13 protein-coding genes are annotated in these 13885 nt (G+C 71.2%); 11 read left to right on the forward strand and 2 right to left on the reverse strand.

The annotated features are described in order from the left end of the window. Positions 1-187: 187 nt before the first annotated feature. The 7 genes from IG62_RS0126985 (at position 188) to IG62_RS0127015 (ending at position 6317) form a co-directional block, all read left to right on the forward strand. On the forward strand, positions 188-1657 hold the full coding sequence (locus IG62_RS0126985; RefSeq protein WP_030808535.1) for an ATP-binding protein: 1470 nt from the start codon (positions 188-190) through the stop codon (positions 1655-1657). Next, positions 1654-2082: a roadblock/LC7 domain-containing protein gene (locus tag IG62_RS0126990; protein WP_030808538.1), complete on the forward strand. Its 429-nt coding sequence runs from the start codon at positions 1654-1656 to the stop codon at positions 2080-2082. Before IG62_RS0126985 ends, IG62_RS0126990 begins: the two co-directional genes overlap by 4 nt. Continuing rightward, a complete protein-coding gene (locus tag IG62_RS0126995; RefSeq protein WP_030413708.1) occupies positions 2079-2441 on the forward strand; it encodes a DUF742 domain-containing protein in 363 nt (120 codons plus the stop codon). The genes IG62_RS0126990 and IG62_RS0126995 overlap by 4 nt, the downstream gene beginning before the upstream one ends. Positions 2442-2475: 34 nt before the next feature. Then, entirely contained in the window at positions 2476-3054 is a 579-nt protein-coding gene (locus IG62_RS0127000) for a GTP-binding protein (protein WP_078872263.1), read from the forward strand. Continuing rightward, positions 3051-4505: a cytochrome P450 gene (locus IG62_RS0127005; protein WP_420711111.1), complete on the forward strand. Its 1455-nt coding sequence runs from the start codon at positions 3051-3053 to the stop codon at positions 4503-4505. The genes IG62_RS0127000 and IG62_RS0127005 overlap by 4 nt, the downstream gene beginning before the upstream one ends. Further along, complete coding sequence (locus IG62_RS0127010) at positions 4421-5692, forward strand: cytochrome P450 family protein (protein WP_030808550.1); 1272 nt, start codon at positions 4421-4423, stop codon at positions 5690-5692. Before IG62_RS0127005 ends, IG62_RS0127010 begins: the two co-directional genes overlap by 85 nt. Positions 5693-5816: 124 nt before the next feature. Continuing rightward, complete coding sequence (locus IG62_RS0127015) at positions 5817-6317, forward strand: hypothetical protein (protein ID WP_030808553.1); 501 nt, start codon at positions 5817-5819, stop codon at positions 6315-6317. Positions 6318-6338: 21 nt separating this feature from the next. Here the strand turns inward: IG62_RS0127015 and IG62_RS0127020 are convergent, their stop codons facing one another. Both IG62_RS0127020 and leuA read right to left on the reverse strand, forming a co-directional pair. Beyond that, positions 6339-7049, reverse strand: a complete 711-nt coding sequence (locus IG62_RS0127020) for a TerB family tellurite resistance protein (RefSeq protein ID WP_030808556.1) — start codon at positions 7047-7049, stop codon at positions 6339-6341. A 211-nt stretch (positions 7050-7260) separates the two neighbouring features. After that, positions 7261-9024 (reverse strand): 2-isopropylmalate synthase, encoded by a 1764-nt coding sequence (gene leuA, locus IG62_RS0127030; protein WP_030808557.1) that lies wholly within the window; start codon positions 9022-9024, stop codon positions 7261-7263. Positions 9025-9311: 287 nt separating this feature from the next. Between leuA and IG62_RS0127035 the strand changes: the two genes are divergently transcribed. The 4 genes from IG62_RS0127035 (at position 9312) to IG62_RS0127050 (ending at position 13722) form a co-directional block, all read left to right on the forward strand. Next, complete coding sequence (locus IG62_RS0127035) at positions 9312-10421, forward strand: M4 family metallopeptidase (protein WP_030808560.1); 1110 nt, start codon at positions 9312-9314, stop codon at positions 10419-10421. A gap of 205 nt (positions 10422-10626) precedes the next feature. Continuing rightward, complete coding sequence (locus IG62_RS0127040) at positions 10627-10893, forward strand: protealysin inhibitor emfourin (RefSeq protein WP_030808563.1); 267 nt, start codon at positions 10627-10629, stop codon at positions 10891-10893. A gap of 112 nt (positions 10894-11005) precedes the next feature. Further along, positions 11006-12373, forward strand: coding sequence for a GH1 family beta-glucosidase (locus IG62_RS0127045; RefSeq protein ID WP_030808566.1), 1368 nt, complete (start codon positions 11006-11008; stop codon positions 12371-12373). Between the two features lie 122 nt (positions 12374-12495). Further along, on the forward strand, positions 12496-13722 hold the full coding sequence (locus tag IG62_RS0127050; RefSeq protein WP_030808567.1) for an MFS transporter: 1227 nt from the start codon (positions 12496-12498) through the stop codon (positions 13720-13722). Positions 13723-13885: the final 163 nt, after the last annotated feature.

Below are 13885 nucleotides of genomic sequence, written 5' to 3' on the forward strand. Positions count from 1 at the left end.
GACGGGGCCACATCACGTTATGGTCCGGTCATCGCGGGGGGAATGCGACCTTCCGCACTTCTCAGTCGCCCCTTGGGATCGGCCCTCACGGCACGTCAACTGCCCGGTAGCATCCCGTGATGCTCGGCAACACGTTCGTAGCCGTGGTGGCCGGCCGACGAAGTCAGTACCCCACATGAGGATCTCGATGACATCCATACCGGAGGCGCTGTTGTGGTGCCTCAGCGCAGGTACGGCCGCCGCCGTGGTCCTGGCGGCGTTCTCGGTCCGGGCCAGCGGACAACGCAAGGCCCTGAGAGCGCGCCTGACCGCCGCTGAGGAACAGAACAGCGCCACGCTCCACAGCAATACGGAGTTGTCGGCCCGGCTGCGCGCCACCGAGGCCGAGATCCGGCACCTGGCCGGTACCCGGCTCCCGGACCTGACGATGGCACTGGCCCATCCGCACGTACCGGTGCGCGGTCTGCTCGACGCCCGGTTCGCCGGGTCGGAGACCGATGAGGCCCTGAACGCCGTACTGGAGCAGGTCGGCGAGGCCATCACCAAGGAGCGCACGCGGGTCGACGCGGCCGCGCAGGCGGCGCTCCGCGGGGCGACCACGACCATCCAGGCGCTGCTCTACCGGATCCAGACGGCCCTGCACGAGATGCAGCACCGCTACGACGACCCGGACGTCGCGCAGGACCTGCTGAACGCGGACTTCCTCAACGAGCAGGCGCTGCGGCGCGTGCAGGCCACCGGCGTCGTCTGCGGCGCCTGGCCGGGCCTGACCCGCGAGGACTCGTACCTGGCCGAGCTGGTCGTGGGTGCCATGTCCCGGCTGCGCGGCTACGAGCGCGTCCAGATCAGCAACCAGCTGCGCGACCCGGTCGCCGTCGTCGCGCGGGCCGTCGAGCCGATCGCGATCACCGTCACCGAGCTGCTGGCCAACGCGCTGCACCACTCGCACCGGGAGCTGCCGGTCACCATCACCCTCCAGCAGGGCAACCGCGGCGCCTCGGTGATCATCGACGACTACGGCGTCGGCATGCACGACGACGAGATCAAGGCCGCGATGGAGCTGCTGGCGGGCGACGGCGATCTGCTGCTGACCCAGCTCGGCGACCCGCCCCGGTCCGGTTTCGCGGCGGCCGGGCAGCTGGTGCGCCAGTACGGCTTCGGCGTGCACGTCGAGCCGTCGCCGTACGGCGGTGTGCGGGCCGTGGTGTACATCCCGGGTGACCCCCTCCTCACCGTCCTCGACGAGAGCACCCAGCCCATGTCCGTGATGGCTCCGCTGCCGCACCGTTCCGGGATGACGGAACGATCCTCCTCCGCCCTGCCGACCGGGGCGACGCCCTCCTCGGCACCGTCCTCGGCCGGTCAGCCGGCTCCCGCCCCAGCCGCGCCCACCGCCCCCGCGGCGCCCGCCGCGCCCGCCGCGCCCGCCGTGCACGCCTCGTACGACGCGCCGGCCACCGAGGGCGAACTGCCGCGCCGGCGCCGCCGCAAGCCCGCTTCGGAGGCCGAACAGGCCCCGCGCACCGAACCGATTCCCCCGCGCTCCCCGGAGGAGACCGGATCCCGCTGGGCCGCCCTCCAGCGGGGCACCGAATCCGGCCGGGCAGCCGCCCAGTCAGAACCCCCTCGCAGTCCCGAAGGGAACGCCCAGTCATGAACAACCCCACCCGCCGCCGTGTCGCCGAGGACAAGTCCTGGGTGCTGGCGCCGCTCTTGGAGTTGCCGCATGTTATCCACGCAGCCGTGATCTCCGGTGACGGCTTCATCGAGGGTGCCTCGCCGGGCCTCACCCGGGAGGCCGGCGAGGGAGTCGCCGCGATGATGTCCGCACTGCAGGGCGCCGCGCGCGCCGTCACCGCCGCGTTCGCCGAGAAGGACGACACCCGGCTGCGGCAGACCGTCATCGAGTCCGACGAGGGCTTCGTCTTCGCGATACCGGCCGGCGAGAACACCTGCCTGGCCGTCTTCGCCGACCCGGAGGTGAACATGGGAGTCGTCGCACACCACATGCAGATCCAGGTGACGACGCTGGGCAACAAGGTGATGAACAGCCCGGCCCGGGACCTCGGTAACCCGGCATGACGCCCCGCCAGAGCAGCGGCAGGCGCCTCGTCCCGGCCTACCTGGCCACCGGCGGACGCGCCCGCCCCAGCCGCAACACGTTGGACCGGCTCACCCTGCTGCACAGCGTGGGGATGCCGATCACCAGTGAGGTACGCCCGGAAGAGCACCGCATCCTGGAGCTGCTGCAGCCCGGGGCGCTGTCTCTGGCCGAGGTCGCCGCCCACCTTCACCTCCCCGTCAGCGTGGTGAAGGTGCTGGTGGCCGACCTTGTCGATGCCGGGCGACTGCACGCCCGTGTCCCCATCCCCGAAGCCGAGCAATTCGACCGGCAGATTCTGGAGAGGGTTCTCGATGGACTCCGCTCTCTCAAGTCCTAGCAGCGCGACCGGTACGGGTACCGGCACCGGCAACATGTACCTCTCCGGCGAGAACCAGACCCTGGTCAAGCTGCTGGTCGCGGGTCCGTTCGGGGTCGGCAAGACGACGCTCATCCGGGCGCTGTCGGAGACCCCGCCGCTGCACACCGAAGAGGTCATGACCCAGTCCGGCGCGATCGTCGACGATCTCGCCGGCGTACGGGAGAAGACCACCACCACCGTCGCGATCGACTTCGGGCGGCTGACGCTGCCCGGGGACCTGGTGCTCTACCTGTTCGGCACGCCCGGGCAGAAGCGCTTTCGGCCCCTGTGGCAGGACATCGCCCGCGGTGCGCTGGGCGCCCTGGTCCTCGCGGACACCCGCCGGCTGGCGGACTCCTTCGAGGTGATGGACATCGTCGAGGAGGCCGGCCTGCGCTACGCGGTCGCGGTCAACACCTTCCCCGACGCGCCCCAGTACTCCGTCGAGAAGCTCCGCGAGGCGCTCGACCTGCACCCCGAGACACCGCTGGTGCTGTGCGACGCCCGCGACCGCGACCAGTCCGTCGATGCGCTGATCGCGCTCGTCGGCCACGTTCTGGCCCACACTCCCGAGGAGAACCCGAACCCGTGACTTCCCCGCACCAGCCGGAAGAATGGGGTCTCCCCCGCTCGAACGAAGCCGAGAGCCCGGGGAATCTGCCGCAGCAGGGCGCCACGCCGCCACCGGGCTGTCCGGCCCACTCCGCGGCCCCGCCGCAGCAGGCCATGGGGTACCCGCAGGCCCGGCCCGACGCGCACGAGCCGGTGAAGCTCTACGGCCCGGAGTTCGCCGCCGACCCGGGCTGCGTCTACGGCCGGCTGCGGCAGTACGGCGCGCTGGCGCCGGTCGAGATCGCACCCGACGTCACCGCGATGCTGGTCACCGACTACCGCGCGGCGCTCGACCTGCTGCACGACGACGCGACCTGGTCGAAGGACTCCCGGGAGTGGATGCAGACCATCCCGCCGGACTCGCCGATCCTGCCGATGCTGGGCTGGCGGCCGAACGTCTTCTACAGCGACGGGCCGGCGCACGTCCGCTACCGGGACGTCATCGTCGACAGCTTCAAGCTGGTGGAACCGCACGAGCTGCGGGCCCGCGTGCACCACGCCGCGGACACCCTGATCCAGCGGTTCGGCGCCCGCGGTGAGGTCGATCTGATCGCCGACTACGCGCGGCTGATCCCGCTGCTGATGTTCAACAACCTCTTCGGGCTGCCCGACTCCTACAGCGAGCGGCTCATCGAGGCCCTCGCCGGGATGATCGAGGGGACCTCGCCCGAGGAGGCGGCGGCCGCCAACGAGGCGTACACCGCGTACATCATGGAGCTGGTCGGCTCGAAGAAGGCGCAGCGCGGCGCGGACCTGACCTCGTGGTTCATGGACCACCCCAACGGGCTGACCGACGAGGAGATCATCCACAACATCATCCTGGTGATGGGCGCGGGCAACGAACCGCTCGCCAACCTCATCGGCAACTCGCTGTCCCGGATGCTCTCCGACGACCGCTACTACAACACCCTCACCGGTGGCGCCCTGACCGCGCAGGACGCCATCAACGAGGTGCTGTGGAACGACCCGCCGCTGACCAATTACTCCGCCCACTTCCCGGTCCGGGACGTCTTCTTCCACGGCACCTGGGTGCGCCGGGGGCAGCTGGTGATGGTGTCGTACGCGGCCGCCAACAGCCAGTTCGACACCACCTCGCTGGACGTGCCGGGCTCGGGCGGCGGTTCGCACCTGGCCTGGGCGGCCGGACCGCACGCCTGCCCCGTGAAGCGGCACGCACTGCTGATCGCCACCACCGCGATCGAGCGGCTCACCGCATGGCTGTCCGACATCGAACTCGCCGTTCCCACCAGCGAGTTGGAGTGGCGGCACGGCGCCTTCCACCGGGCCCTGGTCGCACTGCCGGCCCGCTTCTCCCCCATCACCCCCGACCAGGCAGGAGCCACTCCATGGCACAACAGGGACAGCAGCCCTACGTCATCGACCCGGTCGGAAGCGACATCCACGGGGAGGCAGCCCGCCTCCGCGCGATAGGCCCGGCGGCCCGGATCGAGCTGCCCGGCGGCATCGAGGCGTGGGCGGTCACCGGCCACGCCCTGCTCAAGTCGCTGCTGACCGACGACCGGGTCTCCAAGAACCCCCGGGAGCACTGGCCGGCCTGGCAGCGCGAGGAGATCCGCAACAGCTGGCTGCAGTCGTGGATCGGCGTCACCAACATGTTCACCGCGTACGGCCCGGACCACCGCAGGCTGCGCAAGCTGATCGCGCCGGCGTTCACGGCCCGCCGTACGGACGCCATGCTGCCGCGCGTCGAGCGGATCACCCAGGCCTTACTGGACGATCTCGCCGGCCGCCCGGCCGGCTCGGTCGTGGACCTGCGCGAGGTGTTCACCCACCCGCTCCCCATGCAGGTCATCTGCGAGCTCTTCGGCTTCCCGGAGGGCGAACCGCGCGCCGAACTGGCCCGGCTGGTCGAGGCGATCATGGACACCACCGCCACACCGGAACAGGCCGGCGCCACCGCCGCGTCCGTGCACGCCCTGCTGACCGGTCTGGTCACCGCCAAGCGCGAGGCACCGGCGGACGACCTCACCAGCCTGCTGGTCTCCGCACGGGACGACGACGGCGAGCGGATGACCGAGCAGGAGCTCCTGGACACCCTGCTGCTGGTCATCGGCGCCGGTCACGAGACCACCGTCGACCTCATCGGCAACGCGGTGACGGCCCTGCTCACCCATCCCGACCAACGCGAGCTGGTGCTGTCGGGCCAGGTGCCGTGGAGCGACGTGATCGAGGAGACGCTGCGCTGGGCCCCCAGCATCGCGAGCCTGCCGCTGCGCTTCGCGGTGGCGGACATCGAGCTGCCGGACGGGATCACCATCCGCAAGGGCGACGCGATCCTCCCCGGGTACGCCGGCGCCGGCCGCGACCCGGAGTTCCACGGCCCCGGGGCGGACACGTTCGACGTCCGGCGCGGCGTCCAGGAGCACCTGGCCTTCGGCCACGGCGTGCACCACTGCCTCGGTGCCCCGCTGGCCCGCATGGAGGCCCGGATCGCCCTCCCGGCGCTCTTCACCCGCTTCCCGGACCTCCAACTGGCCGTAACGGCCGAGGAGTTGCAGCCCGCGGGCGGCTTCATCTCGGGCGGCCTGCGGGGGCTTCCGGTGCGCCTGACGCCGGCCGAGGCCCCGACGTCGGCTCCGGCTCCGGCGGGCGCGTAACCGCCCCTGGCGCCCAGCGGGTCCGGCCCCCGTCACCGCCCCGGCGGCGACGGGGGCCGCAACCTTCCTGCCCCCTCACCGGTCGGTAACGGCAACCGCCTCCGGACCGAGAGGGACTTTCCCGATGAAGCTCCGCCGCGCCCTGATGGCCGTCCTCGCCACGGCCCTGCTTGCCCCCGCCGCCCTGCTGACCACCCCGGCCGCCGCCGCGACCGGAACGCCGGGGGTCAGCACCGAACTCCTGGACCTCCCCCGCACGGTGGCCGTCGGCTCCGGCTGGCACGGCTTCGCCGATCTCGTCCGCAACACCACGGACGGCACGCTGCCGGCCGTCACCCTCTCGCTCACCGGCACCGCGCCGGTCACCGTCCAGTTCTTCGACAACGCGGCGGGCGGCACCTGGCACACCGTCGACCTGCACAAGGGGCGGTTCCTCCGCTACGCCGACCTCATGCCGGGCGAGTACCTGAGCAAGCCCATGCGCCTGAAGCTCAAGACAGGCGCCCGCCCGGGCGGGCGCGCCACACTCACCGCCCTCGCCACCTTCTGCGACGACCACGGCGCGTGCGGCGTCTCGGCACCGAGGTCCTACGCGATCAAGATCACCGCGAAGGGCTCCCGCTAGGAGCGGCAGGAGGGCCCGGCCCTACGAGGGCGTGCGCGCCGCCGCGGCGAGCAGCCGCTCGGTGTCCGCCGGGCCAAGGGTCAGCGCACCGCCGACCGTGCTGAGCACCTCGCGCTCCGCGGGCGTGTAGGCGCCGTCCGCGAGGGCGATCCGGGCGCCCTGGAGGAGCAGCGTCTCCCGCCCGGCCGGCGCGAGATGCGGGGCGAGCGGCTCCAGGGCCTCGTGCAGCTCTATGGCCAGCGCGGTGCCGCACGGGTCGAGGCCGGCGTGGCCGCAGTGCCCGCCGGTCACCGCGTCGTAGGTGCCGGTGAGCCGCCCGGTGTCGGCGGCGAGGGCGGCGAGGAGGGTCAGCAGCTGGTCCTCGGAACAGTCCGGGAAGCCGGCCGCCCGGACGGCGTCCACGGCGGTCTCCCGGACCGCGCGGGACGAGGTGCCGCCGGCGGCCAGCAGCGCGAGCGTGACGGTGTGGACGGCGTCCCGCAGCATCGCGGAGAAGCGGACGGTGGTGGGGTGGTCGAGGGCGTCCAGGCCGAAGCGGCCGTGGCAGGCGGAGCACTCCAGCACCGGGCCGGTGTGGCCACGGGAGAGGAGCGGGACGCCGAGGAGGGTGAGGCGGCGGTGGCCGGTGCGTCGGAGGTAGTTGCGGTCGCCGCCGCAGTCCGGACAGAAGAACTCGCCGTCGGCGACGGTACGCCAGGACGTGCGCACTCCCATCACACACACCTTGTGCATTCCGTCAGCCTCCGTAACTCCCCGTTGCCGTCCAGGCCCAGGAGAGACCCCCACGCCACCGTCGCCGTGTTGGACGTGATGTTAGCCACATCATTGATGCGCCGTCAGCACCTCGTATCGGACAACTACGGCTCGGCGGCACGCCAGAAGCACTGGCGCGCCGCCGATATGGCCGAAATCGCGGGGGCCGGGGCCGCGGGGCCCCGGAGGTTCAGCGGCCGGCGCGATTGACGGCCGAGACCACGGCCTTCAGGGAGGCGCGGGTGGTGTTCGCGTCGATGCCGATGCCCCACAGGACCTTGTCGCCGATCGCGCACTCGATGTACGAGGCGGCCTGCGCGGAGGCGCCCTCGCTCATCGTGTGCTCCTGGTAGTCCAGCAGCCGTACGTCCACGCCGATGCCCTGCAGGGCGTCGAAGAAGGCGGAGATCGGGCCGTTGCCGGAACCGGTCAGCACGGTGTCCTGGCCGTCGACGACCGCCTCGACGGTGAGCGCGTCGATGCCGTCCCGGTCCGTCGTGGTCTGGCCGTTCTTGACCTGGATGCGGCCCCACGGGTTCTCGGGGTTGGGCAGGTACTCGTCCTGGAAGACGGACCAGATGGCGGCCGGCGTGACCTCGCCGCCCTCGGCGTCGGTCTTCTCCTGGATGATCCGGGAGAACTCGATCTGCATCCGGCGCGGCAGGTCCAGCTTGTGGTCGTTCTTCAGGACGTAGGCGATACCGCCCTTGCCGGACTGCGAGTTGACGCGGATGACGGCCTCGTAGGAGCGGCCGACGTCCTTCGGGTCGATGGGCAGGTACGGCACCGCCCACTCGATGTCGTCCACGGTCTTGCCGGCGGCGGCCGCCTCGGCCTCCATGGCGTCGAAGCCCTTCTTGATGGCGTCCTGGTGGGAGCCGGAGAAGGCGGTGTAGACCAGGTCGCCCGCGTAGGGGTGGCGCGGGTGGACCTCCATCTGGTTGCAGTACTCGCTGGTCCGGCGGATCTCGTCGATCTGCGAGAAGTCGATCTGCGGGTCGACGCCCTGGCTGAAGAGGTTCATGCCCAGGGTCACCAGGTCGACGTTGCCGGTGCGCTCGCCCTGCCCGAACAGGCAGCCCTCGATGCGGTCGGCGCCCGCCATGATCGCCAGCTCGGCGGCGGCCACGGCCGTACCCCGGTCGTTGTGCGGGTGGACGCTCAGGCACACGTACTCGCGCCGGGTCAGGTGGCGGGCCATCCACTCGAACCGGTCCGCGTGCGTGGAGGGCGTCGAACGCTCCACCGTGGCGGGCAGGTTGAGGATGATCTCGCGGCCCTCCTCGGGACGCCAGACGTCGCAGACCGCCTCGCAGACCTCCAGGGCGAAGTCCAGCTCGGTGTCGGTGAAGATCTCGGGGCTGTACTGGTAGCCGAAGACCGTCTCGTCGCCGAGGATCTTCTCCGCGTACTCCATCACCAGCCGGGTGCCGTCCACCGCGATCTGCTTGATGTCGTCCTTGGAGCCGCGGAAGACCACCCGGCGGAAGGTCGGGGCGGTCGCGTTGTACAGGTGGACGGTGGCGCGCTTGGCGCCGCGCAGCGACTCGACGGTCCGCTCGATCAGGTCCTCGCGGGCCTGGGTCAGCACGGAGATCGTGACGTCGTCGGGGATCGCGCCCTCTTCGATGATCGACCGTACGAAGTGGAAGTCGGTCTCGCCGGACGACGGGAACCCGACCTCGATCTCCTTGTAGCCCATGCGCACCAGCAGGTCGAACATCTCGCGCTTGCGGGCCGGCGACATGGGGTCGATCAGCGCCTGGTTGCCGTCCCGCAGGTCGGTGGAGAGCCAGCGCGGCGCCTTGGTGATCCGGTTGTCCGGCCAGGTCCGGTCCGGCAGGTCCACGGCCTCGTACGGGCCGTACTTGTGGATCGGCATCCCGGAGGGGCGCTGGGTGACGGTCGCGGCGGTGATGGGCGTGGGGCGACCGACGGAGATGTTGGAGGTCATTGCGCGGGGCTCCTGTCGAAGGCTTTCGACGGCCGACGGTGGGCAACACCGGACTCCGCGGGGAGGGGGTCGGCCTCGACTACAGGCCCTCGCCGCGGCAGCTAAGGAGAAGCAGCCCGTAACGCATGATGCTCAGCACCCTAACCGAGGTACGCCCTGAGTGGCGGTCGCGTATCAGTATGCGGGACCGGGCCGGACGTTACGCCCTAAATGCGACGAACCACACATATGCAGGAATCTCCAGCGCAGGCAGTGACACCCGAACTACACAGTGCCACCGTTTGTGCATGGACCTCAACACGGACCCCAGCAACGACCGGACCTCGAAGGCCACCGGTCCGACCGTCCCCGACCACCCCGTCTTCTGCACGATCATCCCGCCGCACATCCTCGACAACCTCGCCCGGTCGGACGACCCGGCCCGGCACGAGCCGGCCCGCCGCACCCTGGAGCACGACCACATCCGCCGCACCGAGCGCTGCGTGGTGGCCGCCCGCACGGCGCCCCCCGGGGAGCCCGGCGCCGACGCCGACAAGCCGACCCGCACCATCTACGACGCCCGCCACCAGGAGAACCTCCCCGGCACCAAGGTCCACTCCGAGTCCGACAGCCCCGCCAAGGACGCCTCGGTCAACCGCGCCCACGCCGGACTGGGCGCGACCTTCGACTTCTACCTGAAGACGTACCACCGCAAGTCCATCGACGGCGCCGGCCTGGCGCTCGACGCGACCGTCCACTACGGCCAGAAGTACGACAACGCCTTCTGGGACGGCGAGCGGATGGTCTTCGGCGACGGCGACGGCGACCTCTTCAAGGACTTCACCATCCCCGTCGACGTCATCGGCCACGAGCTGACCCACGGCGTCACCCAGTACACCGCCAACCTCGACTACCACGGCCAGTGCGGCGCCCTCAACGAGTCCGTCTCCGACGTCTTCGGCTCCCTGATCAAGCAGTACGCCCTCGGCCAGACCGCCGACCAGGCCGACTGGCTGATCGGCGCCGACCTGCTCGGCCCCAACGTCACCGGCAAGGCCCTGCGCTCCATGAAGGCCCCCGGAACGGCCTACGACGACGACGTCCTGGGCAAGGACCCGCAGCCGGCCACGATGGAGGGCTACGTCAGGACCACCGACGACAACGGCGGCGTCCACATCAACTCCGGCATCCCCAACCACGCCTTCTACCTCGTCGCCAGCAAGCTCGGCGGCAAGGCGTGGGAGCGCGCCGGCCAGGTCTGGTACGACGTCCTGACCGGCGGTGAACTGCCCAAGGCCGCCACGTTCGCCGACTTCGCCACGCTCACGATCAAGGCCGCCCAGGCCCGCTTCGGCACCGGCGACGAACACGAGGCCGTGGTCAAGGCCTGGTCGCAGGTCGGCATCTCGGCGAAGTGACGACGTAGCGAGTCGAGAAGGCCGCCTCTCGGCGCGGCGGGAAGTGACCGGCGTACCTCGGGGGTGTGCCGGTTACCCGATACAACGGGGGCGGTGTACGGGCGCCGGCGACCAGCAGGCGCCCACCCCCCGCCCCCGACTACCGTGGCCATATGGCCCCCCAAACGGGGAAGAAGTCCGTCGCAGGACGTCGGAGGAGCCCGTTATGCGCATTCATGTTCACCGCACCGGCGGCTTCGCGGCCATCGACCGCCGGGCCGAGATCGACACCGCGGGGCGCGACGACTCCGGCGAGTGGCAGTCGCTCGCCGAACGCGCCCTCGCCACCGCCCGCACCGAACCCCCCGTCGGCGTCCCCGACGGCTTCAGCTACCAGATCACCGTCGACGGCCGCACGGTGTACCTCTCCGACCCCCGCCTCACGGACGACCAGCGGACCTTGATCACGAAGGTGATGAAGGAAGGGGCGTAAGCCGTCAAGGGGCATGGCGGGGCCGTGGCGTCGGGGCATCGCCGACTGCCCGCCAACTCCCGTACGCGCCCTGCCCCTTGACACTGTTACCGCCGGTTACGAAGATCCCGGCATGACTGCCGTGCCGGAGTTCCCCAGGCCCCTGCCGCGCTTCCCGAAGGACTTTCTGTGGGGGGTGTCGACGTCCGCCGCACAGATCGAAGGCGCGGTGGAAGAAGGCGGGCGCGCCACCTCGACCTGGGACGTTTTCGCCGCGGAGAGCGGGCGGATCAAGGACGGGTCGGACGCACGGGTGGCGACCGATCATTACCACCGGTATCCGGAGGACGTGCGGCTGCTCGCGGAACTCGGGGTAGGCGCGTACCGGTTTTCGGTGGCGTGGCCGCGAGTGGTGCCGGACGGGCGCGGGGCGGTGAATACGGCCGGGCTGGATTTCTACGACCGGCTGGTCGACGCCTTGCTGGCGGCCGGAATCGCGCCGGTGCCGACGCTTTTCCACTGGGACACCCCGCAGGTCGTGGAGGACGGCGGGGGCTGGCTCGTACGGGAAACGGCACAGTGGTTCGCCGCGTATGCGGATACCGTGGCGGCCCGGCTCGGGGACCGGGTGGAGCGGTGGATCACGCTCAATGAGCCGGCGGAACTGACGCTGCTGGGCTACGGGCTGGGGCAGCACGCACCGGGGCGGGAATTGCTGTTCGGCGCGCTACCGGCAGCACATCACCAGCTGCTGGGGCACGGCCTGGCGGTGCAGGCATTGCGGGCCCGGGGCGCCCGCTCCATCGGGATCGCGAATTCCCACGGGCCGACCTGGGCCGCCTCCGACGCGGAAGAAGACCGTACGGCGGCCGATTTCTACGACCTGCTGCTGAACCGGCTGTTCGCGGATCCCCTTCTGCTGGGCCGCTATCCGGACGAGGCCGTGGCAGAGCTGCTGCCGGGAAACGTCGATGACGACCTGAAGGTGATCTCCGCGCCGCTGGACTGGTACGGGATCAATTACTACCAGCCGTCGCTGGTGGGGCGGCCGAGGGGCGAGGCGACGGAAGTCGGCGGAACCCGCATACCCGAGGGGCTGCCTTTCGCCCCCCGTGACATCGAGGGATATCCCCGGACCGATTTCGGATGGGCGGTGGTTCCGGAGGGACTGACCGAATTGCTGGTCGGTTTCCGCGAACGGTACGGAAAGCGGCTCCCACCGATCGTGATCACCGAGAACGGCTGCTCGTACGAGGGCATCGAGGACGGGGACCGGATCGCCTATCTCGACGGGCATCTGCGGGCCCTGCACGCCGCCATGACGGCGGGGGTGGACGTCCGGGGGTATTTCGTCTGGTCCTTGCTGGACAACTTCGAATGGGCGGAGGGGTACGCGCGGCGCTTCGGGCTCGTCCACGTCGACTACACGACGCTGACGCGGACGCCGAAGTCCTCGTACCGCTGGTTCCGCGAGGTGCTCCGGGAGCAGGCGGGCGGGTGAGCCGGGCCACGGGGGCGGGCGGCGGCCGGACGGGCCGGGCGGCGGAGGCGAGCGGCCGCGGTCCGGTGGGACGGCGTGCCGGAGCGGGCCGGTGGCGGAGCCGGGTCGCGGCGCCCGATCCGCTGGCCGAGCCGTCCGCGCCGGTCGGGCCCGGGTGGACCGCGTCCCTGGCGGTGGCCAACGGGGCGATCTGGGCGGGCTGGTACGGGCCGTTGCAAATACTGCTCGCGTGGCAGGCGGCGGAGGTGGCGGCACCGGCCGCCGGTATGCCCAAGGAATCCGTGCTGGCCTGGGTGACCGGCGTGGGGGCCGCCGTATCCCTGGTGGCCAACCCCCTCTTCGGCGCACTGTCGGACCGTACGACCTCCCGCTACGGGCGGCGAACTCCCTGGATCCTGGCGGGAGTTGTCGCAGGCGCCGCCGCGCTGGCAGCACTGGCGGCAGCCCGTACGGTCCTGGCGATGGCGCTGGCCTGGGGTGCCGTACAGCTCGCGCTCAACGCGGCGTTCGCGGCGATCACCGCGGCCGTGCCCGACCGGGTGCCGCACCGGCAGCGGGGAGCGGTGGGCGGCTGGCTGGGCGCCGCGCAGATCCTGGGGGTGGTGGCGGGTACCGGCCTGGCGACCGTCGCGGGCGGGCCGGGGGCCGGCTATCCGGCCTGCGCCGGGTTCGTGGTGCTGGGCACCCTGCCGTACGTGCTGGGGCACCGGGACGCGGTGCTGCCGGCCGAGCGACGGCCGGAACTGTCCTGGCGCGCCCTGGTCACCGGCTTCTGGATCAGCCCGCGGCGCCATCCGGACCTGGGCTGGGCCTGGCTGACCCGGTTCCTGATCAACCTGGGCAACGCGCTGGCGCTGCTGTACCTGCTGTACTACCTGCGCGATGTGCTGCGGCGGGCCGACCCGGACGGCGGGGTGCTGGTGCTCACCGCCGTGAACGGCGTGACGCTGCTGACCACGGTCGTCGTCGGCGGGATCTGGTCCGACCGGGTCGGGCGACGGCAGCCGTTCGTCCTGGGCGCCGGGGTGATCATGACGGTGGCCACCGCGCTGCTCGCCGTCTGGCAGACCTGGCCGGGCGCACTGTGCGCCGCGGCGCTGCTCGGCATCGGATTCGGGGTCTTCACGTCCGTCGACCTCGCACTGATGATGGACGTCCTGCCGGCCGCGGCCCATCGCGGCAAGGACCTCGGCGTGATCAACATCGCCAATTCCCTGCCCCAGGTGGCCGCCCCGGCCCTGGCCGCACCCCTCGTACACCTCGGGGGCTACCGGACGCTGTACGCCGTGGCGGCAGCGATCGGCCTGCTGGGGGCGCTGCTGGTACGGCGGATTCGGGGGGTGGGGTGAGGGTCGAGGTGAGGGGCGAGGTGAGGGGGTGCGGGGTGAGGGGACGGGCGGGCCGGGGGCTGGGCCCCTAGTACTGCAACCGCATGTGGTGTGACCGTGTGGGCTGGGGCTCGTTGGTGTGACTGTGTGAGAAGTCGCTGACGGTTGAGCAGATCGAGTCGTG

Origin of the sequence: Streptomyces sp. NRRL S-337, from assembly GCF_000720175.1 — a bacterium.
Lineage (GTDB): Bacteria > Actinomycetota > Actinomycetes > Streptomycetales > Streptomycetaceae > Streptomyces > Streptomyces siderophoricus.

What these genes read in the sequence shown, in the direction of transcription:
- IG62_RS0126985 (WP_030808535.1), top strand. Translation starts at nt 188, where the DNA reads ATGACATCCATACCGGAGGCGCTGTTGTGGTGCCTCAGCGCAGGTACG.
- IG62_RS0127000 (WP_078872263.1), top strand. Translation starts at nt 2,476, where the DNA reads ATGTACCTCTCCGGCGAGAACCAGACCCTGGTCAAGCTGCTGGTCGCG.
- IG62_RS0127045 (WP_030808566.1), top strand. Translation starts at nt 11,006, where the DNA reads ATGACTGCCGTGCCGGAGTTCCCCAGGCCCCTGCCGCGCTTCCCGAAG.
- IG62_RS0127020 (WP_030808556.1), bottom strand. Translation starts at nt 7,049, where the DNA reads ATGCACAAGGTGTGTGTGATGGGAGTGCGCACGTCCTGGCGTACCGTC.
- IG62_RS0127040 (WP_030808563.1), top strand. Translation starts at nt 10,627, where the DNA reads ATGCGCATTCATGTTCACCGCACCGGCGGCTTCGCGGCCATCGACCGC.
- IG62_RS0127015 (WP_030808553.1), top strand. Translation starts at nt 5,817, where the DNA reads ATGAAGCTCCGCCGCGCCCTGATGGCCGTCCTCGCCACGGCCCTGCTT.
- leuA (WP_030808557.1), bottom strand. Translation starts at nt 9,024, where the DNA reads ATGACCTCCAACATCTCCGTCGGTCGCCCCACGCCCATCACCGCCGCG.
- IG62_RS0126990 (WP_030808538.1), top strand. Translation starts at nt 1,654, where the DNA reads ATGAACAACCCCACCCGCCGCCGTGTCGCCGAGGACAAGTCCTGGGTG.
- IG62_RS0127010 (WP_030808550.1), top strand. Translation starts at nt 4,421, where the DNA reads ATGGCACAACAGGGACAGCAGCCCTACGTCATCGACCCGGTCGGAAGC.
- IG62_RS0126995 (WP_030413708.1), top strand. Translation starts at nt 2,079, where the DNA reads ATGACGCCCCGCCAGAGCAGCGGCAGGCGCCTCGTCCCGGCCTACCTG.
- IG62_RS0127035 (WP_030808560.1), top strand. Translation starts at nt 9,312, where the DNA reads ATGGACCTCAACACGGACCCCAGCAACGACCGGACCTCGAAGGCCACC.